Genomic DNA, 24,248 nt, shown 5'->3' with positions numbered 1-24,248 from the left:
CTATGTAGATTATGAGCCTCCTGACACCTTAGAACCCAACAAACACCGGCTCGGGATGAAGTTGTACTCCAAAGACTTTGAACACCCCTTCCTGCACTTTGTTCTTGAACTGGATGATCTCTGCCGCGGTTGCGCCTCCGCGATTGACGATCGCGAGAGTGTGCTTTGTAGAGATTCCGACTCGACCGTTGCCAAAGCCTTTTTGAAATCCGGCTCTCTCTACCAGCCAGGCTGCTGAGATCTTGACTAGTCCGTCAGGAGCGGGGTACTTCGGCGGCCTTTGATCGGCGCACTGAGGAAGAGAAGCGATGCGGTCGTACTCGGCAGGCGAGAGGAGCGGATTCTTGAAGAACGATCCGGCGCTGCGGCTGTTTTCTTCATTAGGAGTAATCAGCATGGCTTTGCTCGCCCGAATCTCGCGGACTGCATTCCGTACCTGCTGCAAGCTTGGAGTGGCTGATGATGAGGCGAAGTAGCGTTTCAGGTCGGCATACTCAACGCGAGGCGAACGCCCTGGCCAGAGTGCGTAGGAAACGCGGGTGACGATATAGCGTCCTTTCTGCGATGTGTTGAAGATGCTGGTGCGGTACAGGAAGCCACACTCCGAATTGGACAGTGCCCGGATCTCGCCTGAAGTCACCTCGATTGCGCGGACCGAAGTTATCGTCTCGGCGACTTCCTGTCCATAGGCGCCCACATTCTGTACCGGAGTTCCCCCGACAGTGCCGGGAATTCCGCTCATGCACTCAATCCCGGCGCAGTTTTGCTCGACAGAGTGGGCCACCAGGCCATCCCAGTCTTCTCCAGCACCTGCGGTAAAAATCACATTACCGTTCTTCTGCGCAGTTTCGATTCCCGAAATGGAAATCTTTAAGACCAAACCCGGCCAGCCTGCGTCCGAAACGACGAGATTGCTTCCTCCACCCAGCACGAATACTTCGAGTGAGTGTTCGCGGGCGTAGGCGAGCGCCTCGAGTATGTCGCCCTCGCTGTGAGCCTCCACGAAGCAGCGAGCTGGACCGCCAACCTTGAGCGTCGTGTATGCAGCTAATGGGATGTCTTGGAGGATTTGCACTTAAGATGAGATTACCGCATTGCTTTAATCTGACTGCATTGTTCCTGCTGTCCCCGGCCGGTACTACATAAGCAAAACCACACAAACGAAACGCTATGTAAAATGAATATGTGGAGGATAAAGAATGTATCCAGAGATCATGGTGATGCCGATGCGGGAGGAGCTAACCCGTCTTGGAATCCGAGAGACGCGCACGGCTGACGAAGTCGATAGTGCGGTGAAGCAACCAGGGACCACGATGGTCGTCGTAAATTCGATCTGCGGCTGTGCCGCCGGGAAGATGCGGCCGGGAGTAAGAGCCGCGTTGCAAAATTCAGCGAGGCCAGATAACACGATTACGGTTTTTGCTGGTCAGGACCGCGAAGCGACCGACAAGGCTCGCAGTTACTTCACCGGATATCCGCCATCATCGCCGTCGATTGGAATCCTGCGTGACGGCGAACTTGTGTACATGATGCAGCGCTCCGACATTGAGACCAGCGATCCCAGGATGATTGCGCTCAAGTTAGCCGAGGCTTTCAATCAATTCTGCTCCAAGTCGACTGTTTGACCGACCTAGGCGGCCGCTTTACCGTCGGTCGCCCCCGGTCGAAAAATTGTGATCCCCTGATCTAAAGGACTTAGCATCGAGGTCCCCTGGAGTTCCCCGGGGATACGTTCAAGATCCCCGGGGATGCCCGTTGTGATCCCCTGGCGAGCTCGGGCTCTCTCCCCCGAGATCCCCTCGGGGATTTTCGCCGTCGCGCCGGCGGCCGCTGATCGATGCAATTCTTTGCTCAAGAAGTTCGTTCCCAAATTGGAATTTGCGTGCACCTCTCGATGATGGCGCAAGTGACCACGAAAGGCAAGCTTCGTCCGTTGCTCTACACATTTTTCACTTGCGTCGGCTCAACAGCTTACAGGGGAAGAAAGAAATATTTTTGTCATCCGTTGCTCTACGGGGAAAGCGCATCTGCTGTTTGTCAAAATCAGGCTTTTCGCAGCGAAGGACATTGAAGGGCACAGCTTCGCACGCGCCAGTTCATGGAGCCTGCCGTGGACCTGACTTGCCAGCCAGGGCGGGCGGCCGAGCAGCATGTTGCGCACCCTGCTGCCCGAATCCGTACAGTGCTTGTTTCAAGCGGACAATTGGTCCCGAAGATCTCCTCCCGCCTCCATCCCTAAGTCTCTGCATTGCCGAATCGTGCGGATTGATGACTTGTGGCACTGAACGTGCGCTGATATTCTGCGACGCTATCTATCTCCCCCCTGCAAGAGGAGGATTTGTGGCCAACGTTGAGCGTGTTCGCCAGGTTCTTTCATCGCCGTTTGGAGCTGAAGACATAAAAAGTCAAACCGAGCAGGGCTGGAAGATCGTCGCTATCGAATGGGAACGCGAGGTGCCTGAGGCAGCCGCCCAATCAGCCGCGACCGGTGAAGAACCTCCGTTTGGTCTGCAGGTCGCGAAGGATTCCGAGCAACTTGAGGTGAATCCGACGGAGAGGGAGGCGCTCTTCCTGATGATGGAACTCACAGTTCAGGAAGGTCCATACTCCCGGATTGCCGAAGAACTCAATCGTCGCGGTTTCCGCACTCGACAGGGGTTCAAGTGGACTCCGGTATCAGTCTTTCAAATGCTTCCACGGCTGATCGAAGTGGGTCCACGAATTTTCTCGACTGAAGAATGGCAGGAGCGCCGGCGGAAGCTGAAGGCTGCGGGGCTTTAGAACGTCACATCACTCTCGAACTACAGAGACACTGTCATCCCTCGCTCCGCCAATATGCTGGTTGAGTTACGGAACATCTGACCGCGGAGCGGGGGATCTGCTGTTCTGGCTAATACAAGGAAAAGCAGGTCCCCCGCGCCGCAAAACCCGGGTTCGATATGACAAACTGTGCTGCGGCGGCGCGAGGGATGACAGTATCAGGAGGGATGACAGTATCAAAAGGGGAGTCGCCTCGGGCACGAATGGAGTCCGTGCCGTTCCTAAACCTGCCCACGAAACCTGTGACGGCCCTAGCCCTTCTGATCCAAGACCGCGCGCAGCCGTCCATATCCTGACCGGCTTACCGGAAGCCGCGTGCCGTCGTTAAGGATGCTCAAATGTGTGTCTTTCCCGTACGGCTCGATTTTTGTTACGCGTTCCAGATTCACGATGTACGACCGGTGAATTCGTAGAAAACGAGCCGGATCGAGAGACGTTTCCAGGCTGGAAATTGTTTGCTGCTTCAGGTGTTTCTTGCCTTCGCTAGCTAGTGCGACATAATCATCCTGCGCCTCGGCGTAATCCAGCTTTGCGATCGGAATGATGTGCACTCGTGTTCCGTCGCGAACTACGATCCTTTCGGCGAATTCTCCTTGAGCGCGTGTGGATGCCTTCAAATCCGATGGTAGTGGCAGCTTTTCGCCCATTCGCTGACGCGCCCTGGCCAGCGCTTGCTCGAAGCGTTCTGCGCCGAAGGGTTTTAGCAGGTAATCGACCGCATGTACCTCAAACGCACGCAGCGCGTGCTGATCGTAGGCCGTGGCGAAGATTACGGACATGTCGGTACCGATTAGCTCCAAGACCTCGAAGCCATCAAGCTTGGGCATCTGGATGTCGAGAAAAAGCAAATCGGGCTTGAGTTCCGTCGCTGCCTTTACCGCTTCAAACCCATTTGCGCACTCGGCGACGATTTCTATCTCGGGATGAACTTCCAGAAGCTCGCGAACCATCTGGCGCGCCAAATCTTCATCATCGACGATGACGGCTCGGATCCTGTTGCTTTGGGTCATGCCGGCACCGCCTTTCTCTCGGCAGGAAGGGTTAGCCCTACATGAAAATGCTCCCCGTTCTTGCTCACAGAAAAGGTCGCATTATTCCCGTATCGCGTGTCGAGACGCTGACGAACATTCGCAAGGCCCACACCGCTCTTCCGGCGCGCGGGAGCCTCCGGATCGAAACGATTCTCCACCTCGATGCTTACGCTTGATTGGTCCGAGTTTTCGGAGCCGTGGGTTGTGCCGACGCGAAGCTGGATCCATCCTCCCTCGGTGAGATTGGCGATGCCGTGCACGACTGCGTTTTCCACCAACGGCTGAAGGATCAACGGAGGCACCATGCAGTCGAGAGTCCCGGGATCGATTTGTTCTTCCATTCTTAACCGCGCACCAAAGCGGATCTTTTCTACAGCAAGAAAAGAATGAATCAGGGACAGTTCCTCTTCCAGGGGGATCAGCGCTTTCTCACCTAATCCCAACGTGGCACGAAGAAAGTCGGCGAGGGCAATGCACATTTCCCGCGCCCGCTTCGGATCACTGCTGGTCAATGCGCTGATCGAGTGCAGGCTATTGAAAAGAAAATGCGGATTTACCTGTGCTTTAAGGGCTCGCAACTCTGCATCGCGAGCGAGCACTCGCGCCTGTGATTCGCGTTGTTCGGCCTCGCGTGATGCCTCCTGGGCCAGCAACACATAGAACAACGCAACCGCGAGCAGGTACAGAAGGATTCCCATCGCCAGAAAAACCGGAATGCTTCTCACAACCTTCTCGTCGAATCCCTGCAGCGAAGGTATGCGCGAAAGGCCGCTGGCGAGTGCTCGTGCCATCAAGGCCCAGAAGAATGCAATGATGAGCGCTGCTAACAAGTGGGGGATCAGCATTCCGGTGAAGCTCGTGTCCTCCAGGGGAATGCCGCGACAGGAGTACCAGGCAGAGAGACAGATGAATGCGTATATGAGAGAGAGTGGAAAGAAAAAAAGTCCAGACTGGAACTTATCGATTCCGCCGTGATGATAGGTCACGACGTAGAACAGCAGCTCGCTCACCAGCATCCAGGTGAAGAGATAAAGCCCAAGCCGCCGCGGATATCCGAGGATCGGATGCATGCCTAGTAACTCTTGACCTCGATGCCTCCAAAGATCGCGGCGCCACGGACCACAACGGTTTTTACTGGCCGATCAGGGCGAGGGACGTGTCGAGTCTTATCGACATAGCCACCAAAGATTCCGAGGCCTTCCACCGACACTTTCCACCATTCGGGAATAATGATCTCGCCGCCACCAAAGATGGCAGTGGCGTCAATGACAATACGCTCGCCTTCGATCTCGGCGCGCGATAGATCGATCTTGAAGCCGCCGAAGAACGCGAGCAGGTTCCCTCCGTCGCCTATTGTTCCCTCGAGCCGTCGCTCGATGCCGCCAAAGATGGCTACAGAGCTCAACGGTCCTCCACCATCCGGGCGTGGGCCGAAGACCCGAGGCATACAGAAGCCCTTTCGTCCTTCGCGTACTTCATTGGCTTGCCAGGCGAGAAGCAAACCGGCGACGATCATGATCAGCGGCCAAAGCTGGCCGATGCCGAAGCGGATATATCCGAACTCGTGCAGGATGAGCAGCGTGCCGAGCGATATGAAAAATCCACCCCATATCTGTTCGCCAGTGTTGTTCGCTTCGATCAGGCGAACCAGGCCGATTACACAAAAGAATGCTGGCCAGAACTTCCACAAGATGCCTGAATCAACGATCCCGAACCGATCGAGAAGCAGCACAACGCCGATGCCAGCCACCACAAGTCCGGAAACCAGAGTTCCAGTTGCTCCTCTTCGATTAGGAGTCATTTCGTCCTCCCACGCGGGGCTGCTCACGGTTCACCGCCTTGCCTTGTCGAGCATGAACAGCAGCACGATACCTGCCGAGATGAGCAATAGCGGCGACCATGTTACGAGGTCTCCAGGAAGATTAAAGCCTATTGTGAAGACATTCAGGCGTGCTAGCAGTACCAGGGTGCCGATTGTGGCAATGACGATCCCGATCAGGGTGTCGCTCGGGTGGGATGGAAGGCGCTTGCCGTTCATGACGATCTCCTCGCAATTGATACCGTTGTTCACGAGGCTCAATTTAGGCGGCGGGAATGAAGTAGTCGCGGGCTTTTCGGTGAACAGCGGGTGTTTACCGGCGAATTGCGGAGAGGATCGGAGAGTCAGCCTCGGCTCGGTTAGGAATATCGGCAGACAACAAATGTGGGACAGCCGCCCTCGGCTGTGTCTTTGCGTAACGACGAGAAGGCGGTCATTTACCAGCGCCACTCAAAACAAAGCCAATTGCTCAGACACTTTGGCAGGCGTGTATTCGCGGATCGGGCCGCGTGGCCCGGGAGAACCGATTCCATATTTCTTTTTGAATTTGCTCATGAGCGCATTCAGGTGCTTGCGGTAGGTCTGAGAGCCAAAATCACGCTCTCCGTACATCTGCTCGTATCGCGGCACTAGATCAGGAAACCGTTCTTTGATGAATGGCAGAAAGATCGCTCTCGAGCATGGCTTCAAGAACAGCGGATTGGCAAAGATGTTTACGGCGTTCGCCTCGTTGGCGGCTTTCACTAAGGCTTCCAGATCTCTGGGCTTGTCGGTAATGCCCGGAAGAACCGGTGCACAAATCACTCCAGCATGGATCCCAGCCTCGTTGAGTCTGCGAACGGCATCCAGCCGCAGATCAGGACGCGGAGCACGAGGTTCGGTGATGCGAGCAAGATCGACGTTCAGAGTTGTGACTGTTATGTGCACGCCTATCGTGTTTCGCTCCGCGACTTGCATCAGCACATCGATATCGCGCAAAACCAGGTTCGACTTAGTCACAATGCCAATCTCCAGCCCGGCATGGCGCGCCAGCTCTTCCAAAATCGACCGGGTTACGCAATGCCTGCGCTCAGCCGGCTGATATGGATCTGTAGCCGTCCCAATAGCAATCTCCTCGCCTTTGCGAACCTTCTTCAGGTCGCGACGCAGGAGCCACGCTGCCTCGTCCTTGACGAAGATCTTGTGCTCGAACTCGTTAGGATCGCGGATCTCCATGAACTCGTGCGTGTAACGCGCATAGCAATATTTGCAGGCGAACTCGCAGCCGCGATAAGGATTAATGGTCCAGGTGAAGGGAAGATTGCGGCGTGAGACGCAGCGGTTCAGGATCGATCGCACCGGGAGCGAAAAGAACTCAACCTTATGGCCGCTATCGACATGCTCGGCTTCGCTGGCCAGATTAGCAATGCCTACAAGGTGAGTCTCCGGCGGCTTCGGATACAAAGGGAGGGAAGACATACAGCTCGGGCGATGTTCGCTTTATATTTGCCATTGACAGTATAGCATCGCCGGCAAGAGTCAAAAGCTTTGAACACGAAGGGCACGAAGGTCACGAAGGCTAACGGGACCAAATCTTGTTTTCCTCTGTGAGCTTCGTGACCTGCGTGATCAATTGCTTTTTTCAGCGCGCAGCTTCATCCCGAATTTTGGCCTTAGCGTAATCACCGGAAGCAGTTCCACTCGAGTTTCAGGCACCAGTGAGAACTTCCAATTCCGGGCGATGCTGGCTAACAGGAGCACGCCTTCCATCCAGGCAAACGATTCGCCGATGCATTGCCTCGGTCCGGCGCCGAAGGGGAAATACGAGAACTTTGGGCGGCTTGCGCGTGCTTGCGGCGTCCAGCGTTCGGGGTCGAAGTGCAGCGGATTTGAATACCAGCGTTCATCACGGTGAGTGATCCACTGCGAGGTCAGTACGAGAGCGTTCTTGGGAAAGGTAACCCCAAATGCCTCGTATGGCTCGACCACGGTCCGGGCTATGCCCCATGCCGGAGGATAGAGCCGCATGGATTCACTCAGGACCATTTCGGCATACTTCAGATTGGGATAATCCTCGGGAGTCGGTGGGCGGTCGCCGAGGAGTTGATAAAGTTCGCGCTTGAGGCGCTCTGCGATCTGAGGATGTTGTGCGAGCAGGTAGAAAGTCCAGGTAAGGGCGTTGGCCGTGGTCTCGTGCCCGGCGAGGATGAGAGTTACACACTCATCGCGGATCTGATCGTTGCCCATGCGCTCGCCGCCAGCCTCGTTGTCTTCTGCAGCCAGGAGCATCGACAGAAGATCTCCACGGTCCTCTCCGCTCCGCCGCCTCTCCTCGATGAAGCGGTAGATGATCCTGTCCAGGCGCGCTCGGGCCTTCTTCATGCGCAGTACGGGTGGAATCGGCAGCTTCTCGAGAATTTCGGAGAACGGCAACACGGCAAACTTGAACAAGTGCATGAAGGTGTTGAGGGCGCGGCCGATCTCCTGCGAGTCGCCCTCGACATCGGTGTCGAAAAGAGTTTTGCCGACGATGGCCAGCGTAAGCCGCATCATCTCCTGATGAACGTCGATCACCTCGCCGTTTCTCCAGCGCTGTTGCTGACGCTCGGCGTAGTCCACCATGGCGCGTCCATAGCCGACGATTCGCTGACGATGAAAGGCCGGTTGAATGAGCCGGCGCTGGCGCAGATGGAAACTGTCTTCGCTGGTCAGGAGCCCATTGCCCAGCACCGAGCGTGAGCGCTGCATTACGCGGCCCTGATGGTGATTGCGCGCGTGGGTGACCAGCATGTCCTGCGTCATGTCCGGATGGAAGAGCATGAAGACGGAACGGCCTGCTGTGCGATAGCTCACCAGGTCTCCGTAACGACGATGCAGCTCTTCCATGTAGAGGAGCGGATTGCGCCGCATCGCCAGGAGAGGAGACAGAGACAGAAACGGGCGTGGGCCTGGAACGGTCTTCCGTGCCGGCTGGACGGCGGAACTCATGATGCGTGTGTCTCCTGAACAGCAGATTCCTCGGCGGCAGCTTCCGCTTTTGCAAAGGTGAATTGATCTTCAGACAGCAAGGTCGAAGCACAGGCGCAAAGATACGTGGCTGCGATAATTCCATAGGCAGTCGTCAGACCGATGCGGTGCGCCGACGCCGCTACGGCGAATGCCAGCCCGAGCTGAAGCAGCGTTCCCATAAAGTAGAAGGTGTTCTGCGTGCGTCCCATTAGGTGTGGTGGCACAAGTTCCATCAGACTCGTGCTCAGCGAAGTGCCGCCCAGTCCGCGCGCCGATCCCATCACAAAAAACAGCAATGCCGTGATGGCGAGAATCGTCGAGTGCGGCGCCAGCAGTACGCAGCCGCCAAGGGCCAGCATTCCCAGGCGAATGCCTCCGCGCGTATGCAGGCGTTTGATTACCCATGGCGTATACAGCGTGCTGAGAAACGCGCCGATTCCCCACGATCCGTTGAGCCATCCATAGCCCACGGCGCCGCGGTGCAGAATGCGATCGTCGAGCGGCGCAGTGACGATGCCCTGCGTGAGCATTGCGCCCATGAACAGCGCCATGCTGATGCCGACCAGCGTAACTGCCGGACGATGCCGCAAGTATCCAAAACCTTCCCGTAGTTCGTGCAGGTAGCGGTCGACGGGATGCGCATTTTCCAGTTTTGGGCTACGAGCCTGCGGGCGAGCCACGGTGATGCGTCCCTTGCGAACGAACAGGTAGCAGGCAATCGAGACAACGTACGTGCTGAAGTCGAGCAGCAATACTCCACCGAGGTGAAGGTGGTTGTAGACGAAGCCAACGATTCCACCCGCGATCAGCCACCCTCCTTGCACGCCTGCCATGAGGAAGTTGCTGGAGGCTACGTACTGCGACTCAGGTGTAAGCTCCTGGATGAGTGCGGTCACTGAAGGCCAGAACATCCAGAATCCTGCTGCCACCAGGGTGTTCATCAGGTACAGTTCCCAAAGGCGCACTCTGCCGCCGAGGGCCAGCATCGCTACCACGAGGATGACCAGTGCGCGCGAGCCGTCGAGAAACATTACGAGATGGCGGCGGTCTTCGCGGTCAATGAGCACGCCGGTAAACGGCAGCATCAGTAGCGCAGGGATCGTCTGAAGGATCACTACTGTTCCCAGCGCCATCTCCGAATGCGTCACCTGAAGGATGTACCAGACCACAGCAGCCGTGTTCATGCCGCTGCCTAGCATGGAGATCAGGTTGGCGATGAAGATGAGGCGCAGGCCGCGCTGCCGAAAAATCGCCCGCATGAGTTCAGGGTAAATGATTCTTATGCTGCCCAACTCCGAAGCTTGTAGTTGCCCAGCTATACTCGTTCTGACCGCACTTTGATCCCGTACATCCACTTTGGGCCAGTAACGATCGGCAGCTTCGGACTGCTGATGCTGCTCGCATTTGTCGCGGCCTACTTCGTTCTCCGGGCGGATATTCGCCGTCGTGGACTCCACGCCGATGCTCAGAACATCGTTACGATTTGCGCCCTGCTTGGAATAGCTGGTGCAAAGCTCTATCACGCACTCGAATCGCCCGGTGAGTTGTTCGCGAATCCGATAGGAGAGATATTCAGCCGCTCCGGCTTCGCCTGGTTTGGTGGACTAATCGGCGTATTGCTGGCTTTGTATCTGCTGGCGCGGAGATACAAGCTCTCGTACCTTGCAATGCTTGACGTTTGCGCGCCTGCGGCCGCCCTAGGTTACGCGGTCGGACGCATCGGCTGTCTCACCTCGGGAGATGGAGACTACGGAATACCTACATCTGTGCCTTGGGGTATGAGCTTTCCCAATGGCCTGGTGCCGACCACGCAACGCGTTCATCCTACGCCGATCTATGAAGCCATCGCTGCCACTCTGATCTTCTGGTACTTATGGAGGCAGGCTGCGAAGTCGTTGCGGGGTCCGCGCCCTGTAGGCGAAGTGGCGGCCCTGTATCTAATCTGGATGGGTGTTGAGCGCTTCCTCGTAGAGTTCATCCGCGTTAATCCACGCTCCTTCTTCGGACTAAGCAACGCCCAGGCTGCCAGCCTCGCCTCAATCCTCACGGGGATTGCGATCCTTATCACTGTAAAAAAAAAATTCCGCAGTGACAAAGGCGAGCACCGCATTCTTCGTCACTTCGAAGAGCGCGGAGATGTCTTGCAGCCGGAATATCATCGCGCCACGCCCGAGTGTCCGCATCCCGAACGCTGGAGCATGTACGACTCGATGACGGCTGAGGTAGAGGTGCTCGAGTTTCTGCGCTGCGTGGTGCGAACCGTGAAGCCGCAGACAGTGGTGGAAACCGGCACCTTCATGGGCATCAGCACTCTCTGGATCGCCGAGGGACTCAAAGCCAATGGTCTCGGCAAGGTCATCACCTGCGAATACGACGCCGAGGTTTTCGCGAAAGCGAAGAAGCGCATCGATGAGTCTGGGCTCGCCAGCTGGATCGAATGCCGGAATGAGTCGAGCCTGGAAATCCGCATTCAGGGCAGTATCGACCTGCTCTTCAGCGATAGCGATCCTCCCCTACGGGAGCAGGAGGTTCGCCGCTTCCTGCCACAAATGAACCCCAACGGTATGATACTCATGCACGATGCCAGCTCACACCTGAAAACCGTGCGGGAAGCTGCCCTGAAAATGGAGCAGGAAGGGCTGATTTCCGTTGTGCTTATGCCCACTCCCAGGGGTTTGGTCGTCGCCCAGAAGCGATCCGGCCGAAAATAATCCGCCAGCAACTCTCTCCAGCAACTCTCGATTGCATCTAAATTTGGTCGAAGGATGCTGCACGAATTGTGCAGTCCTAGGGTCGCGGAGACGTTGCCGAGCGATCCCGCCAGGAGTAACCCCATGGCTCAGGGAACCGCTGCGGTCGGACTGCGGGAGACTGCATCGTCCTGCATACGCCGGTATTTCGACGCGGCTGCCGATCGGCTCGGACTCCACGCCGAAATGCGCAAGTTACTTTCAGTTCCATTTCGGGAGTTAACGGTGGAACTGCCTCTGCGGCGTGATGACGGCCGGCTCCAACTCTTTCGCGGATACCGCGTCCAGCATAACGGCGTGCGCGGACCCTTGATTGGACCTATCTGCTTCCAGTCGGGTCTGGAGCTGGAGACGCTTCGAGCTGCGGCAGAATCGATGACCTGGCGTTGCGCCGTCGCGAATGTGCCGTTTGGAGGGGCCGCGGGAGGTGTGGCTTGTGATCAGGCACAACTCAGCCGAAGCGAATTTGAGCGGCTTGTACGCCGCTATGGCGCTCGGCTGCGGGAGATGTTCGGCATTTATCAGGACGTGTGCGCGCCTGGCCTCAATACTGGATCAGACGCGATGTCGTGGATCGCGGAAGAGTATTCAGCCCTGCAAAAGAATGCGGTTGCTCCCGTTATAGGAAAGCTTCCCAAAAATGGCGGCTTGCCCGACTCAGACGGGATTGTCGGGCGATCGATCGCGGCATTGGTTGCCCGGGCCGGGGAGGATGCCGGAATGTTCGTTCCGGGCCTTCGAGTCGCAGTAGGTTCACTGGACAGAAGCGCCTTTCACACAGCGTCTGCTCTTAATCACCTCGGGTGTACGATTGTCGCGATTTTCGAAGAACGCGGGGGCTTGCGGTGTTCAACCGGAATCGACATGCAATCGCTTGCGGATCACTTGCGCGGCACCGGCTCACTGGCAGGCTATGAAGGCGCAGCCGAGACCATCGATGTCCACGCGCTGGATTGCGACGCTCTCGTGCTCGGCGCGCCTGAAGGAACTTTGAACACTGCGGCGGCTGCTCAGGTGCGGGCAAGGCTTGTGGTTGAGACCTCAGAGCTCGTGGTAACGCCGGACGCGGATCATTACTTCGCGAAGCAGGGCGTACTAGTAATTCCCGATCTTGTCGGCGGCTGCGCGGCAGTTCTTGCTGCGAATGCCGAGTGGTGGAACAATGTTCAGCGATTGGCGCCAAAGGAAGAGACGATTCGGCAGGAGGTTAACGACTCACTCCTACGAGCTTACGAGCAAGTCTGCGAACGCAGCCGTCGAGAACACCTTGGTTTGCGAATGGCAGCGTACTCCCTCGCCATCGAGCGGGTGGCACGCTGCGAGCGTCTGCGGCTTACGTGATCCCGTCTTTCTTCCTATCCCAAAATTCGCAGGAACCTGTTTGGACTGTTCTGGAAGTTCGGAAATACCTCGGTCAAGTCGCGGTTGCCGAGATGGCGATAGACCATCTCGCCTAGAACCTGTCGAAAGTCAGTGGTCAGGGCCAAGTCTCTTCCCTGATAGAGCTGTGAGGACTCAAGTCCCGGCCAGCGTCCATAAACGTTCCCTCCGCGGACTGGACCGCCTACTACGAACATGACGTTCGCATGTCCGTGATCGGTGCCACCAGTTCCATTTTGGCGTGCCGTCCGACCAAATTCCGACATCGAGACCAGCACGGTGTTTTCGCCGAGATCTCCGAGGTCAGTCCAGAATGCGGCGATTGATTGCGAGAATTCACGCAACAAGTTCGCGAGCTGCCCCTGGGTGTTGCCTTCATTCACGTGATGATCCCAGCCGCCGATATCGGCGAAAGCCACTTCCACTCCAAGGTCGGCTTTGAGCAACTGTGCCACTTGACGCAGGCTGTCGCCAAAGCGGCCGCGGGGATAATTTGCTCCGGGAGCTGGAGTGTAGCGGGCCGGGTCTGCCGACTTCAGCATCTTCACAGCTTCGAATGTTTCCTGACCCGTACCATGTAACACGCTGTCCACTGACTGTGCATACATCGCTTCAAAGGTGTTGCTGATGGGTGCCGCGTTTGGACTCCGTCCACCAACGCCAAAGTCATTGATGTTGCTAATAGCCACAGCAGGGAACTTGCCGGCTAGCGTACGCGGCAGCGCTGTGCTCAGGGCGACCGCCCCAAAAGGGGAATGCTGCTTTGGGTCGCCTGCTTGCATGGCGCGATTCAGCCATCCGTCCTCCGTAGACTTCAAGCCCGGAGTTCCCGACTCCATGAAGTCCTGTGCGTCGAAGTGAGAGCGTGTCTCATCAGGAGAGCCGGCAGCGTGGATGATCGCGAGATGTCCCTGGTCCCACAGCGGTTTGAATGCTTCCATCGAGGGATGTAGCCCGAAGAATCCGTCGAGGTCGATGGCCGAAAGCTGCGAGCTCGATGGGCGTGGGATGGCGATTGTCGGACGCATGGCGTAGTACGCCTGCTCCCCATGCGGAACCACGATGTTCAGGCCATCAGCCGCACCGCGCTGGAAGAGTACTACCAACTTCTTCTTGCCGGTGATAGGAGCCGTCGATCCGTACACCGCGCGTGTAAGAAAACTTGGGACAGCAGCGGTGCCGACGAGCGCGATTGCGCCGCCTCTCATGAATGCTCTCCGTGTAATCGCCATAACCACTCCTAACTCTTCAGCCGATGGTAGAGACGTCCGCCGCCGGCGGACTGTCTCTCAACCAGGATGCTTACCGACGCTGAAACTCCGGAGACCCGAGCAGCAGTCCCGCAATTAGCCGCAGATTCGTACCTTGAGCCGCCGGAACGTTGTTGCGCGCCGCCGCCTGCGGATCGTTCAACTGATTCAGGATCGTCGCATGCGTCTGCTTCGACACATCGCCTTCGAGCAAGGCGGTTTCAAAGTTCGCCAGCGCTCCTGCAACATCGCCGGGGAGCTGGTTCTGATCAACAGTCGCCGTGGGATTCCATTGAATTCCCGGCAGCTTGCCGCCGGCGAGCGCTAAGCCAAAATTCATGCGGTTCAACAGGGCAGCGGAGTTCACCCACGCATCTGCCTTCATCGAATACCCGGTCGGGGGCTGCATACCGTAGAGCGGCATGCCCAGTTTCTGCAATTGGTTAACGAGAGGTTGCGGATTGGCCACATCCGCTCCCGACGCGCGCACTGCAGAGACTACGAATTCAAGCGGCGTTTTTACCTTGGCTCGATATGCTTCCGGTGCCCAGAACTCAGGCGACTCGTACATGGTGCGCAGAACTTCACGAATGTCGCCGTCTTTGTCGTGGAAGGTCTTTGCCATCCGCTGGACGAGGGACTCTGGCGGATCGTCCGAAACAAAACGCATCGCCAGCTTTTTCGAAATGAAGTGTGCAGTGGCAGGATGATGCGCGAGCATATCCAGCGCTTTCATACCCTCGCCTTCGCCGCCTTCTTTGAATTCTTTGCCGAGTACTTTCTTTTTGCCAGGTTCGTGCCTGCGCTCGTCAAATTTGAATTCGCCGCCTTGCTGCGGCCTTTCGATGCTCCATCCGGTAAGAACTTTGGCTAGTTCCGTGACGTCTTTCTGCGTGTACCCACCGTCAACGCCGAGCGTGTGCAGCTCCATCACTTCGCGAGCATAGTTTTCATTTAGCCCACTCGGACGTTTGGCCTTTTGCTGCGGCGTCTGCTCTCGCCTTGGTTTCGGCGGATCGTAGACGATCATTCCAAACGGTCCGCGGCGCAGGCGACCACGTCCGGGCCGTTGGCCTCCAAAACGTGACTGGTCCGAATCGGGTCCGATACTCTGCCAATTGTCGAGATAGAACAGCATGGCTGGACTCTTCGCCGTCGCGACCAGCAGGTCCTTGAACTTTCCCAACGCGTGCGGACGAATCACATCGCGCTCGTAGGAAGTGATCATGTAGCGATCCGGGCCTTTGTTGATGAATACGTTGAAGTGGTTCATCCAGAAGTCGGTCATCACTTCGTCGAGCTGGCGTTCGCTGTAAATAGCGCGCAAAAGCTTTGCCTGCGTGAGTTCTCCCTGCACGACCGATTGCGGATTCACCAGGGCCTGCAGCGTCTCTTTCTGCTGCGGAGTTAATCCTTCGAACATGCGCTCGCGTTCTTGCTGGTTCAGCGATCTGGCAACGGCACGCATATCGTCAGGAGGCATCTTCATCAGATCTTTGAAACGCTGATCGGGAGGCTCGCTCATGAGCGAATCGGCGCTAAGCGAGGCATACATTCTGTCTTCAAGTTCGCGTCCGTTGCGCCGGGGCTTCCCCGGATCGTTCGCATTAGCATCCGGATTGTTCTGAGCGTCGGCTGCTTCCTGCTTTGCCTCTTGCTTCTGGCGCTGACGATCCATGGCCGCTTCGTAGATGGCCTTCTCCAGCGGATCGCGCGGGATCGAAGCGCGTCCGTTCTCGACCGCCTTTATGACCTGCGGCGGCGGAAAGTTCCTGACCAGCTCATTCGTACTCATCTTGAGCGTGCGGAATGGAGCCAACCTGGCGTCAAGGGCGGAGTCACTGATTTTTTCCGGATACAGTTGTTGCTCGAACCATTTGTCGATGCCAACGGCCTGGACTCGCTGCAGATCGCCGGGGCGAGGACCAAATGTGAACCGGTTTAGCACATGGATGGCGCGCTTTTGCTCGTCCATTTGCATTGCGGCAGCGTTGACGGATTCCTTAGATTTCTTCTTTTTCTTGTCGCCGGCGGCGAGGCCAAGGGCGGATAGCAGGACTGCGGCCAGGATGAGCCAAGTCCAGAGTCTCTGATTCGAGCGCATAAGACCGTCTCCCGCTGAAAAATACACCAGTTCTCACGCCGAATAAACACAGAGGGGGACGAAAGTTGCCCGAGAGTCAACCCAGACAGGTCTAAAAACATGACCTTGGACCACTGGGCGGCGTAGGTTTTTCAGGCCGGATTTCTCGAAAACAGGGAAGAAAACAGCGTGAATTGCAGTTTGCCGATCAAATCATTCGAATTCTGCCCAAATTCCCCAAATTTCTCTTCGAACCAGGGAGTTAACAGGGAGTTCTGTGGATTTCTCGCTAAGCCGCTGCCAATAAATCGCTTACTCGTCATTTCGCCGGGATTCAGAAAATGATCAGGGAGCGAACAGGGAGTCTGCGACGGACTGGTATCAATCCGTGAAATGAGACAGTCTGGGGACTCCCGGATGCTGTTCGCTGTAGACCGTCTGACCAATGAGGATTGTCTAGGTTCGTCGTGGCTGGTTCTAACCGGTTTTAGACTCAGAAATGAGAGGTCAAGTCGGCGAATCGATCCAGTTTCAGCAGGCGTTGTCCCGCCTTAGTCGGAGCAGCTAGTTCCTCGTGCTCGAGCACCCAGGTCATGTCATGCGGCACGAAGACAGCGTGGAGGCCGGCCTCCAGCGCCGGGTTCACGTCCGAGCGTGGGCTGTTGCCGACCATCCAGGTGACATCGGCGTCCAGCGCATATTTTTCTGCGACCGCGTGGTAGGCACCTGCGTTCTTTTCTGCGACCACCTCGACTGCTGCGAAGTAGTCCTTAAGTCCGGAGCGCTCCACTTTCGACGTTTGCTCCGCAGGATTCCCCTTGGTCATGAGAATTAGGTGATGGCGACCAGCTAAGTGCCGGAGCGTCTCAGGAACTCCCGCAATGATCTCCACAGGATGCTCAGCAATGCGCAGGGCGAATGCGCGGATCCGTTCGCGCAACTCCTGGGTGAGTTGCTCCACGCTCAGGCGCTCGAAAGTGTTGCAGAGCGCGTTGGCAAAGCTGTGAATGCCGTATCCGTGTGTCTTGATCGATTCCCGCTCCACTTCATTCAGACGTTCGCGAACCTGCTGTGGAGTGAACTCGTGGTGATTGAGGAACGAGATGAATTCGGCGATCGCGCGTTCAAAATAGACGTTGTTCTCCCAGAGCGTGTCATCGGCATCGATGAGCAGTGTCTGCGGAGTTCCGTTTGGCGTGGGGGACACTGATCGAGGATAAATCAACCGAGGGTGAACACGAAGGACACGAAGGGCACGAAGAAATGTGCGTCGGTCGGGCGATAGCTGGAGAATAATCACGACTTACGTTACTAGCCGAAGTGCTGACGCACTTATTCCTTTTATTCTTTTCCCCTTCGTGCCCTTCGTGTCCTTCGTGTTCCGTTTTAGGGTTTTTGGGTGGGACGCAACAGAATCTCGCTAGCGAACGATTGGGGAGCCTGCGTGACGACCATTCCGACAACATGAGCAACATCCGCAGGCTGCAGCATCTTGCTGAAATCCTTTCCAGTATGTGGACTCAAATCAGTGTTCACTGAGCCGGGGCATACCACAGTTACGCGAATGTTGTGTCCACGTAACTCCTCCGCCACTGAATACGACAGACCGTTCAAGCCCCACTTCGATGCAGAGTAAGTCGCGCCATTCGGCAGTGCATTTTTTCCTGCGAGCGAAGAGATGTTGACGATGTCACCGCCGCCGTTCGTGATTAGCGCCGGAGCAAATGCCCGAATCATGTGATACACACCTCGCAGATTTGTATTCATGATCTTGTCCCAAGTTTCCGGGTCGGTCTCATGTAGTGGAGCGGAGAATCCACCGACTCCGGCATTGTTGATCACGATCTTCAACCTCTTTTGCCGATCACTGAGCTTATTGGCGAGTTGCTGAACCTCCGCGAGTGAACTCACGTCACAGGGAATCCCTTCGCATTTCGCGCCAGTCTTGCGAATGCTTTGCGCGGCTTTTTCGAGTTCATCACGTTTTCGCGCCGTGATCACCACTTCAGATCCGAGTGCCGCCAGTTTGGCTGCAATCGCCAACCCAATACCACGGCTTCCGCCGGTCACTACAGAAACCTTGCCTTCCAATGGGGCTGCCACGAATCTCTCCTTAGCCGATTTTGGTTCGCTTCTCCACCATACCCTCCCAGATGCTCCACGGGAGCAGCGCGCGCATGAAGTATCCGATCTTGGCGTCTCGTCCAGCGCGATAGCGGAGCCGCGGGTTGGGATCCTGGGCGATGCTGCTGATGAGATGAGCCACCTCTTCAGGGTCGGCCATCTCGCGCTGCGACTCCTTCACTCCCGCAACGTACCTGCGGCTGCGCTCCTTGTTTGGCGAGCTCTCATCGGTCGAGCCGCGGCTGACCATTACGTTGCGCGTCCAGATATCGGTTTTGTAAGCGCCGGGTTCGACTAACACAATTTTGATTCCGAGTGAGCGGACTTCGATTCGCAGCGCTTCGGCCCAGCCTTCGAGCGCGTGCTTGGAAGCGCAGTAGCTCGAGACCATGGGCTGACCGATCAATCCGAGAATCGACGAAACCATGATGATGTGGCCCGATCGCTGCGCACGCATGGTTGGCAGAACGGCCTTTGTAACCGCCACTTGACCGAAGAAGTTTGTCTCAAGCTGCATTCGCAGTTCGTCGAGCAAGACGTCTTCTGCAAATCCACCAACGCCGAAGCCCGCATTGTTGACGAGGACGTCGATCCGACCGTGGGCACGCACGATATCGGCCATGGCAGCCGGAATGCGCTCGAAGTCGGTGACGTCGAGTTGCCGCACTTCGACGCGAGAAGATAAGTCTTTCCCGCTTCGCGCCAGCGCTTCATCCAGGCGCGTTCGACGGTCTGGTTGCCGCATCGTAGCGACTACAAAGAATCCTGCCTTGGCAAGTTCGACAACCGTGAGCAAGCCAAATCCACTGGAGCTGCCGGTAACGACCGCGACTTTGTTTTGAGGCATGCGCGAGATTGTAGCCGCAAACCCAGAGAGGCGAACACGAAGGTCACGAAGGCAAAAGAAGAGGTCACGAAGTTTTTCCATTGTGAAATCAACTTCGTGACCTTGGTTTTTCCTTTGTGCCCTTCGTGTTCGCCTCTTCGGGTTTGCAATTCGAGGTTCGATACGAGAACATAGTCGTTTTGCGCAATCGATAAGAAATTCATCAGGGGTGATCAGCCGAGAATGGCGAAAGAGAAGAAGGGCGCTGGAGACAAAATCGCTCTAGCCAAGGGCAAGTTAGGCATCATGATTCCCGGAATGGGAGCCGTGGCAACTACGTTCGTTGCCGGAGTGGAAGCCGTACGCAAAGGGTACGCAAAACCTATCGGATCGCTAACTCAGATGGGAACGGTGCGTCTTGGAAAGCGCACTGAGGGCCGGACGCCGAAGGTAAGCGAGTTCATTCCGCTAGCCGGTCTCGACAACCTGGTCTTTACCGGCTGGGACATCTTTGAAGACGACATGTACACCGCCGCCAGTAAGGCCGGCGTCCTCGAGAAGGAGCTACTCGACAAAGTAAAGCCGTTTCTCAAGTCGGTGAAGCCGCGCAAGGCGGTCTTCGATCGCCATTATGTTAAGAAGCTGGATGGTCATCACGTCAAATCGGGCAAATCGAAGATGGATCTGGCGGAGCAGCTTCGTGCCGATATCCGTGATTTCAAGAAAGGCTCTGGCGCCGACCGGCTGGTGATGATCTGGTGCGGTTCGACCGAGATCTTCATGCAGCAGACCGCAGCTCACGGCTCGGTTAAATCATTCGAGAAGGCTTTGAAGGAGAGTAGTCCAGACATTGCTCCCTCAATGATCTATGCCTACGCGGCGCTGATGGAGGGAGTGCCGTTCGCGAATGGAGCGCCTAACCTCACCGTCGACATCCCTGCCATGCATGAGCTGTCGCGGCGCAACAGCGCGCCGATCTGCGGCAAGGATTTCAAAACCGGTCAGACACTGCTCAAGACCGTGCTGGCTCCCACTTTCAAGGCGCGCATGCTCGGCGTGAGTGGATGGTATTCCACGAACATCCTCGGCAATCGAGATGGCGAGGTGCTCGACGATCCTGAGTCGTTCAAGACCAAGGAAGAGTCGAAGCTCGGTGTACTTGAGCACATCCTGCAGCCCGATCTCTATCCGGAGCTGTATGGCAACATCTTCCACAAGGTCAGGATCAACTACTACCCGCCCCGTGGCGACAATAAAGAGGGCTGGGACAATATCGATATCTTCGGGTGGCTCAACTATCCGATGCAGATCAAAGTGGACTTCCTGTGCCGGGATTCCATTCTGGCTGCACCGATTGTGCTTGATCTAGTCCTCTTCCTCGATCTCGCTCAGCGCACCCCGGAGTTGCAGAGCATCGGCATCCAGGAATGGCTAAGCTTCTACTTCAAGTCACCGATGACAGCGCCGGGACTATATCCGGAGCACGACCTCTTCATTCAGTCGATGAAGCTGAAGAACACGCTGCGTCATCTGCGCGGCGAGGAGATGATCACGCATTTGGGGCTGGAGTATTACGACTGAAAGATCTTGCGAACTGGTGATTGCGAAATCACACCCGCAATCACCATGTACGCACGCTAGAGTTGCACGACCGTGAGGCCCGGGATCATCCGGAAGTGGCGGAGGTTCGCAGTGGCCAAACTGTAGCCCAGCTCCAGGGCGGTAATGCCGATCAACAGATCGGAGATTGGGAGACGAACTCCTTTCGCCTGGCTCTCGCCATCGATCTGTCCGGCACGAATTGCAATCGGCACGGTCACTGGATGAATTGGCAAGGCCGTGAGGAGTTCTTGGATGAACTGCTCGCGTTTGGCCTTGCGCTGGGCTGTGTCGGCTCGAGCTGCACCATGAGCCAGTTCGATTAGCGTCACGACTGAGAGAGCGATGTCCGTATTTGCTGCCTGACCGGAGATGGTGGCCAGCATTCTCCGCGCATTCTGCCCCTGACGTTTGGCGGCGATCAGCACACTGGAATCGAGGAGCAGTCCCATTCCGGCGGGGACAGCGGTTCGCGATGGCTCTCGATAGCCGCCTCGACATCCTTTGCGAAGTCTGCATCCATGACCGCAGTCGAGTCCTCGGGTAATAGCGAGATGCACTCGGAGATAGAACGGCGTGGCGGCGCGGGAGCATGAATTATCGCTACAGGCACTTTGCCGTTCTCGCTCTCGATTACGATTTCAGCGCCAGCGCGCACGCGCGCCAATACGGAAGCGAAGTCACTCGTGGCTTGGGTCTCTGAGATGTGGACTACAGGATCAGCCATGCCCGGGATTATACCGTCGGGTGTTTCAACATTTTGTGATTTTGCGATTTCAAATCACCGATTCGCTGGATCAAGAAATTGCGAAACACCCGCCCGAAGGCGGCCAGATCCACGTCTCTGGCCTGGATTCTCCGCACAATCCTCGTCATCTTCCGTCGTATGATGTGCATCTCACTCACACATGCGCGCCTACTCCGATTGCCGGACTCGGTGGGGACACAGGCTCCTTGAGTCGCTCTTTCTCGCCCTCTTGTTGACCAGTGCCTTGCCGTTGTTTGCCACAAAGGGCGTTTTTCAAGGCCTAGTCGTCGAAGGTACGAAGCGGGAAGCCGGCAAGTACATTTACGTGGCTGGCCGGGGCGGCTTTATGAGGCGGGTGAATATCCAGAAGTGCCATGTCCGTTTTGGCGCCGATGTGCCACCTTCCCAGAGGGTTGCGAGCGCCGCCGAATCCCTCAAGGACAGTGCCGAAGTGCGAGTCACGGCGGAGCAGGGGAAAGACGGGGAATGGATAGCCTCTGACATAGTGATTCTGAAATTGCCGGCCATTGACAAGGCACGCTTACTAATCTGAAAAGCCTGATTGTCCCCGCGGAAGTACATGTACCGTGAGTCTGCCGCTTGCTATCGGGCGTACACTTAATGTGAAGAGCGACAGGTTTGGCCACGTGGAATTATCTGGAGCCGTACCGAAACTTAGCTGCAAAAGATGCGTCTAAGAGGTTAGGCCTCTGTGTCTCGAATCGCCACGCCTGAACGGAGTAAAGGACTTATGAAACACCTGGGAAAGTGGATGCTGGCTGGAATTCTTGCGAGCACGCTGTCGGTTCTTCCGGCTGCTGCTCGGTCGAACGACAATCCCAAGGACGATCCTAAAGATCCGGCATCTCAGCCGGTTCCGACCCTTGAGAACGTGAAGAAGGGTAGCCTTGACGACGTGAGTGCGATCGGCAATCGAGACATTGGCAATAAGGGCTTGGGCAATTGGTACTCGATCGAGAAGGAAGTTTCCATGGGCAAGCAATATGCCCAGCAGGTCGAGCAGAGTGCCAAATTGGTCACCGATCCGGTGGTGAACGAGTACGTCAACCGCATTGGGCAGAATCTGGTCCGCCACTCCGATGCCAAGGTGCCATTCACGATCAAGGTGATCGACGACGACCAAATCAACGCCTTTGCGCTTCCCGGAGGCTTCTTCTACGTCAATACGGGAACTATTCTGGCCGCCGATGACGAGTCAGAGCTGGCTGGAGTTATGGCCCATGAAATTGCTCACGTTTGCGCTCGTCACGCGATGCGCCAGATGACGCGGGCGAATTGGGCGAATTTCGCCACCATTCCTTTGATCTTTATTGGCGGTGGAATCGGTTACGCAGCATATGAGGCTGCCGGAATCGGCATTCCGCTTACCTTCATGAAGTTCTCGCGCGGGTTCGAGTCGCAGGCTGACTACCTGGGAACGCAGTACTTGTATGCCAGCGGCTACGATCCGCAGTCGATGGTGGACTTCTTCGAAAAGATTGAAGCCACGGAGAAGAAGAAGCCCGGTGCACTGGCAAAGGCCTTTGCCTCCCATCCACCGACTCCCGACCGCGTAGAGCACACGCAGCAGGAGATTGCCAAGATTCTGCCCCCGAAAGATCAGTACGTTGTGACCACCTCGGAGTTCGATCAGGTGAAGGCTAGATTGGCGGCCCTCGAGAACCGTCGCAAGGTGATCGAAGATAAGGACGAGAACAAGCCCTCGCTGCGTCGCGCCTCGAACAAGACGGATAAAGACGGGAAGTCGACCGACGACGATCGTCCCACGCTGCATCGTCGCGATAACAACGATTAGTTTCTTTTAAGGAAATGGGAAAGGCGGTCCATTTTGGACCGCCTTTTTTTATTCTGATTGTCAATGGATGTTTGTTGCAGTTTCGTGCCGCGTTTCGCGGCCCGAGTCGAATTGAGCCCGGCAGGAACTGCCGGGGAAGTGGCGCTTTTACAATGAGCCCGGAGGGGCGACACTCTTAAGTAATGTGTCGCCCCTCCGGGGCTCAAATCTACTCCTCGATCACCCCCGGCACAACGTGCCGGGCTCATATCTCCTCGTGCCGCGAGACGCGGCACGACTGTTAAGCGTTCGAAACTTCCTCTGCTATGATGCCCATCTTATGGGTGATCAAAGCGGCCAGCAGACTGTGGTGAAGAGCAAGTTTCGCGTGCGCGACTACATGACCAGTACAGTGACTACCCTGACGGTCGACGCATGCCTGTTGGATGCTGCGATGCTGATTCGCCGTACCGGCAAACGCCATGTGCCGGTGGTCTCGGCCGACGGAAAAGCGGTTGGCATCATTAGCGATCGCGATGTTTCGCGGCTTGCTCCCTCGGTTCTCTCTCACCTCAGCTCGGATGAATACAACAAGATCTTCGAGGGCACCTCGGTGACGCAGGCGATGACGAGGGATCCGGTCACAATTCATCCCGACGCGCCTGTACAGCAGGCAGTTCACATCATGGTAACGAAAAAGTTTTCGTCGGTGCTGGTCGCGGAATCTGATGGAAAGCTGGTCGGGATTATCACCGTCACCGATCTGCTCTCGTTGCTCGACCGGGTGCTAGCGACCGCTGATCACGTGTGAATTTCTAGATGGAGCGCCGGGAGCCTCGGCCAGCCTACGGGAATTCAACTCCAGCCCCAGAGTTTACAGACAACGTCAATCTTTCTTCGGGCGCGGGCGCCCTAGCGTGCCGCGTTTCGCGGCACGCTGTGAAATGAGCCCGGCACACAGTGCCGGGAAACATCAGAACAAATGAGCCCCGTAGGGGCGACACCGGTTGGCGGACTGAAGAGGATCGCAGCGTG

General features: G+C 56.6%; 23 protein-coding genes. 8 read left to right on the top strand and 15 right to left on the bottom strand.

Features of this window, described 5'->3' with window-relative positions:
• Positions 1–28: 28 nt before the first annotated feature.
• Positions 29–1,075 (bottom strand): UDP-N-acetylmuramate dehydrogenase, encoded by a 1,047-nt coding sequence (locus VNX88_15165; protein ID HWY70009.1) that lies wholly within the window; start codon positions 1,073–1,075, stop codon positions 29–31.
• A 124-nt stretch (positions 1,076–1,199) separates the two neighbouring features.
• Between VNX88_15165 and VNX88_15160 the strand changes: the two genes are divergently transcribed.
• Together VNX88_15160 and VNX88_15155 are read left to right on the top strand one after the other, a co-directional pair.
• The gene (locus tag VNX88_15160) at positions 1,200–1,625 is read left to right on the top strand and encodes a BrxA/BrxB family bacilliredoxin (GenBank protein HWY70008.1); all 426 of its coding nucleotides are present in this window, start codon (positions 1,200–1,202) and stop codon (positions 1,623–1,625) included.
• A 715-nt stretch (positions 1,626–2,340) separates the two neighbouring features.
• Entirely contained in the window at positions 2,341–2,781 is a 441-nt protein-coding gene (locus VNX88_15155; GenBank protein HWY70007.1) for a recombinase family protein, read from the top strand.
• A 290-nt stretch (positions 2,782–3,071) separates the two neighbouring features.
• Here the strand turns inward: VNX88_15155 and VNX88_15150 are convergent, their stop codons facing one another.
• From VNX88_15150 to VNX88_15120, 7 genes are all read right to left on the bottom strand, one after another.
• The gene (locus VNX88_15150) at positions 3,072–3,830 is read right to left on the bottom strand and encodes a LytTR family DNA-binding domain-containing protein (protein HWY70006.1); all 759 of its coding nucleotides are present in this window, start codon (positions 3,828–3,830) and stop codon (positions 3,072–3,074) included.
• A complete protein-coding gene (locus VNX88_15145; protein HWY70005.1) occupies positions 3,827–4,921 on the bottom strand; it encodes a histidine kinase in 1,095 nt (364 codons plus the stop codon). The genes VNX88_15150 and VNX88_15145 overlap by 4 nt, the downstream gene beginning before the upstream one ends.
• A 2-nt stretch (positions 4,922–4,923) precedes the next feature.
• Positions 4,924–5,652, bottom strand: a complete 729-nt coding sequence (locus VNX88_15140; GenBank protein HWY70004.1) for a DUF5668 domain-containing protein — start codon at positions 5,650–5,652, stop codon at positions 4,924–4,926.
• 30 nt (positions 5,653–5,682) lie between these two features.
• Complete coding sequence (locus VNX88_15135; GenBank protein ID HWY70003.1) at positions 5,683–5,889, bottom strand: hypothetical protein; 207 nt, start codon at positions 5,887–5,889, stop codon at positions 5,683–5,685.
• A gap of 231 nt (positions 5,890–6,120) precedes the next feature.
• The gene (locus VNX88_15130; protein HWY70002.1) at positions 6,121–7,128 is read right to left on the bottom strand and encodes a radical SAM protein; all 1,008 of its coding nucleotides are present in this window, start codon (positions 7,126–7,128) and stop codon (positions 6,121–6,123) included.
• 150 nt (positions 7,129–7,278) lie between these two features.
• The gene (locus VNX88_15125; GenBank protein HWY70001.1) at positions 7,279–8,637 is read right to left on the bottom strand and encodes a cytochrome P450; all 1,359 of its coding nucleotides are present in this window, start codon (positions 8,635–8,637) and stop codon (positions 7,279–7,281) included.
• Entirely contained in the window at positions 8,634–9,950 is a 1,317-nt protein-coding gene (locus VNX88_15120) for an MFS transporter (GenBank protein ID HWY70000.1), read from the bottom strand. The genes VNX88_15125 and VNX88_15120 overlap by 4 nt, the downstream gene beginning before the upstream one ends.
• A 15-nt stretch (positions 9,951–9,965) precedes the next feature.
• Between VNX88_15120 and VNX88_15115 the strand changes: the two genes are divergently transcribed.
• Both VNX88_15115 and VNX88_15110 read left to right on the top strand, forming a co-directional pair.
• The gene (locus VNX88_15115) at positions 9,966–11,369 is read left to right on the top strand and encodes a prolipoprotein diacylglyceryl transferase family protein (GenBank protein ID HWY69999.1); all 1,404 of its coding nucleotides are present in this window, start codon (positions 9,966–9,968) and stop codon (positions 11,367–11,369) included.
• A gap of 123 nt (positions 11,370–11,492) precedes the next feature.
• A complete protein-coding gene (locus VNX88_15110) occupies positions 11,493–12,749 on the top strand; it encodes a Glu/Leu/Phe/Val dehydrogenase dimerization domain-containing protein (protein HWY69998.1) in 1,257 nt (418 codons plus the stop codon).
• A 14-nt stretch (positions 12,750–12,763) separates the two neighbouring features.
• On the opposite strand, the gene VNX88_15105 is transcribed toward VNX88_15110, so the two are convergent.
• The 5 genes from VNX88_15105 to VNX88_15085 form a co-directional block, all read right to left on the bottom strand.
• On the bottom strand, positions 12,764–13,996 hold the full coding sequence (locus VNX88_15105) for a DUF1501 domain-containing protein (GenBank protein ID HWY69997.1): 1,233 nt from the start codon (positions 13,994–13,996) through the stop codon (positions 12,764–12,766).
• Positions 13,997–14,090: 94 nt separating this feature from the next.
• Positions 14,091–16,142 carry a DUF1800 domain-containing protein gene (locus VNX88_15100; protein ID HWY69996.1) on the bottom strand — a complete coding sequence of 684 codons (2,052 nt, stop codon included), beginning with the start codon at positions 16,140–16,142 and terminating at the stop codon, positions 14,091–14,093.
• Positions 16,143–16,614: 472 nt separating this feature from the next.
• Positions 16,615–17,328 (bottom strand): HAD family hydrolase, encoded by a 714-nt coding sequence (locus VNX88_15095; GenBank protein ID HWY69995.1) that lies wholly within the window; start codon positions 17,326–17,328, stop codon positions 16,615–16,617.
• 179 nt (positions 17,329–17,507) lie between these two features.
• A complete protein-coding gene (locus tag VNX88_15090) occupies positions 17,508–18,224 on the bottom strand; it encodes an SDR family NAD(P)-dependent oxidoreductase (protein HWY69994.1) in 717 nt (238 codons plus the stop codon).
• A gap of 10 nt (positions 18,225–18,234) precedes the next feature.
• The gene (locus VNX88_15085; protein ID HWY69993.1) at positions 18,235–19,173 is read right to left on the bottom strand and encodes an SDR family oxidoreductase; all 939 of its coding nucleotides are present in this window, start codon (positions 19,171–19,173) and stop codon (positions 18,235–18,237) included.
• Positions 19,174–19,314: 141 nt separating this feature from the next.
• On the opposite strand from VNX88_15085, the gene VNX88_15080 reads away from it, so the two are divergent.
• On the top strand, positions 19,315–20,652 hold the full coding sequence (locus tag VNX88_15080; GenBank protein ID HWY69992.1) for an inositol-3-phosphate synthase: 1,338 nt from the start codon (positions 19,315–19,317) through the stop codon (positions 20,650–20,652).
• Positions 20,653–20,708: 56 nt separating this feature from the next.
• On the opposite strand, the gene VNX88_15075 is transcribed toward VNX88_15080, so the two are convergent.
• A complete protein-coding gene (locus tag VNX88_15075; GenBank protein HWY69991.1) occupies positions 20,709–21,122 on the bottom strand; it encodes a PIN domain-containing protein in 414 nt (137 codons plus the stop codon).
• Positions 21,092–21,397 (bottom strand): hypothetical protein, encoded by a 306-nt coding sequence (locus VNX88_15070; protein ID HWY69990.1) that lies wholly within the window; start codon positions 21,395–21,397, stop codon positions 21,092–21,094. The genes VNX88_15075 and VNX88_15070 overlap by 31 nt, the downstream gene beginning before the upstream one ends.
• A gap of 181 nt (positions 21,398–21,578) precedes the next feature.
• On the opposite strand from VNX88_15070, the gene VNX88_15065 reads away from it, so the two are divergent.
• The 3 genes from VNX88_15065 to VNX88_15055 all read left to right on the top strand — a co-directional run bounded on the left by VNX88_15065 (position 21,579) and on the right by VNX88_15055 (position 24,024).
• The gene (locus VNX88_15065; GenBank protein ID HWY69989.1) at positions 21,579–21,971 is read left to right on the top strand and encodes a hypothetical protein; all 393 of its coding nucleotides are present in this window, start codon (positions 21,579–21,581) and stop codon (positions 21,969–21,971) included.
• A 198-nt stretch (positions 21,972–22,169) separates the two neighbouring features.
• The gene (locus VNX88_15060; GenBank protein ID HWY69988.1) at positions 22,170–23,234 is read left to right on the top strand and encodes a M48 family metallopeptidase; all 1,065 of its coding nucleotides are present in this window, start codon (positions 22,170–22,172) and stop codon (positions 23,232–23,234) included.
• Between the two features lie 319 nt (positions 23,235–23,553).
• On the top strand, positions 23,554–24,024 hold the full coding sequence (locus tag VNX88_15055; GenBank protein HWY69987.1) for a CBS domain-containing protein: 471 nt from the start codon (positions 23,554–23,556) through the stop codon (positions 24,022–24,024).
• The last annotated feature ends 224 nt before the right edge of the window (positions 24,025–24,248 follow it).

The sequence above is a fragment of the Terriglobales bacterium genome (genome assembly GCA_035567895.1).
In the GTDB taxonomy this organism is placed as follows: domain Bacteria; phylum Acidobacteriota; class Terriglobia; order Terriglobales; family Acidobacteriaceae; genus Gp1-AA112.
Note: the sequence above shows the minus strand (reverse complement) of the source record. Positions and strands in the feature narration are given on the sequence as shown.

What these genes read in the sequence shown, in the direction of transcription:
- VNX88_15160 (HWY70008.1), top strand. Translation starts at nt 1,200, where the DNA reads ATGTATCCAGAGATCATGGTGATGCCGATGCGGGAGGAGCTAACCCGT.
- VNX88_15150 (HWY70006.1), bottom strand. Translation starts at nt 3,830, where the DNA reads ATGACCCAAAGCAACAGGATCCGAGCCGTCATCGTCGATGATGAAGAT.
- VNX88_15145 (HWY70005.1), bottom strand. Translation starts at nt 4,921, where the DNA reads ATGCATCCGATCCTCGGATATCCGCGGCGGCTTGGGCTTTATCTCTTC.
- VNX88_15140 (HWY70004.1), bottom strand. Translation starts at nt 5,652, where the DNA reads ATGACTCCTAATCGAAGAGGAGCAACTGGAACTCTGGTTTCCGGACTT.
- VNX88_15135 (HWY70003.1), bottom strand. Translation starts at nt 5,889, where the DNA reads ATGAACGGCAAGCGCCTTCCATCCCACCCGAGCGACACCCTGATCGGG.
- VNX88_15130 (HWY70002.1), bottom strand. Translation starts at nt 7,128, where the DNA reads ATGTCTTCCCTCCCTTTGTATCCGAAGCCGCCGGAGACTCACCTTGTA.
- VNX88_15125 (HWY70001.1), bottom strand. Translation starts at nt 8,637, where the DNA reads ATGAGTTCCGCCGTCCAGCCGGCACGGAAGACCGTTCCAGGCCCACGC.
- VNX88_15110 (HWY69998.1), top strand. Translation starts at nt 11,493, where the DNA reads ATGGCTCAGGGAACCGCTGCGGTCGGACTGCGGGAGACTGCATCGTCC.
- VNX88_15105 (HWY69997.1), bottom strand. Translation starts at nt 13,996, where the DNA reads ATGAGAGGCGGCGCAATCGCGCTCGTCGGCACCGCTGCTGTCCCAAGT.
- VNX88_15100 (HWY69996.1), bottom strand. Translation starts at nt 16,142, where the DNA reads ATGCGCTCGAATCAGAGACTCTGGACTTGGCTCATCCTGGCCGCAGTC.
- VNX88_15085 (HWY69993.1), bottom strand. Translation starts at nt 19,173, where the DNA reads ATGGAAAAACTTCGTGACCTCTTCTTTTGCCTTCGTGACCTTCGTGTT.
- VNX88_15080 (HWY69992.1), top strand. Translation starts at nt 19,315, where the DNA reads ATGGCGAAAGAGAAGAAGGGCGCTGGAGACAAAATCGCTCTAGCCAAG.
- VNX88_15075 (HWY69991.1), bottom strand. Translation starts at nt 21,122, where the DNA reads ATGGGACTGCTCCTCGATTCCAGTGTGCTGATCGCCGCCAAACGTCAG.
- VNX88_15070 (HWY69990.1), bottom strand. Translation starts at nt 21,397, where the DNA reads ATGGCTGATCCTGTAGTCCACATCTCAGAGACCCAAGCCACGAGTGAC.
- VNX88_15065 (HWY69989.1), top strand. Translation starts at nt 21,579, where the DNA reads ATGCGCGCCTACTCCGATTGCCGGACTCGGTGGGGACACAGGCTCCTT.
- VNX88_15060 (HWY69988.1), top strand. Translation starts at nt 22,170, where the DNA reads ATGAAACACCTGGGAAAGTGGATGCTGGCTGGAATTCTTGCGAGCACG.
- VNX88_15055 (HWY69987.1), top strand. Translation starts at nt 23,554, where the DNA reads ATGGGTGATCAAAGCGGCCAGCAGACTGTGGTGAAGAGCAAGTTTCGC.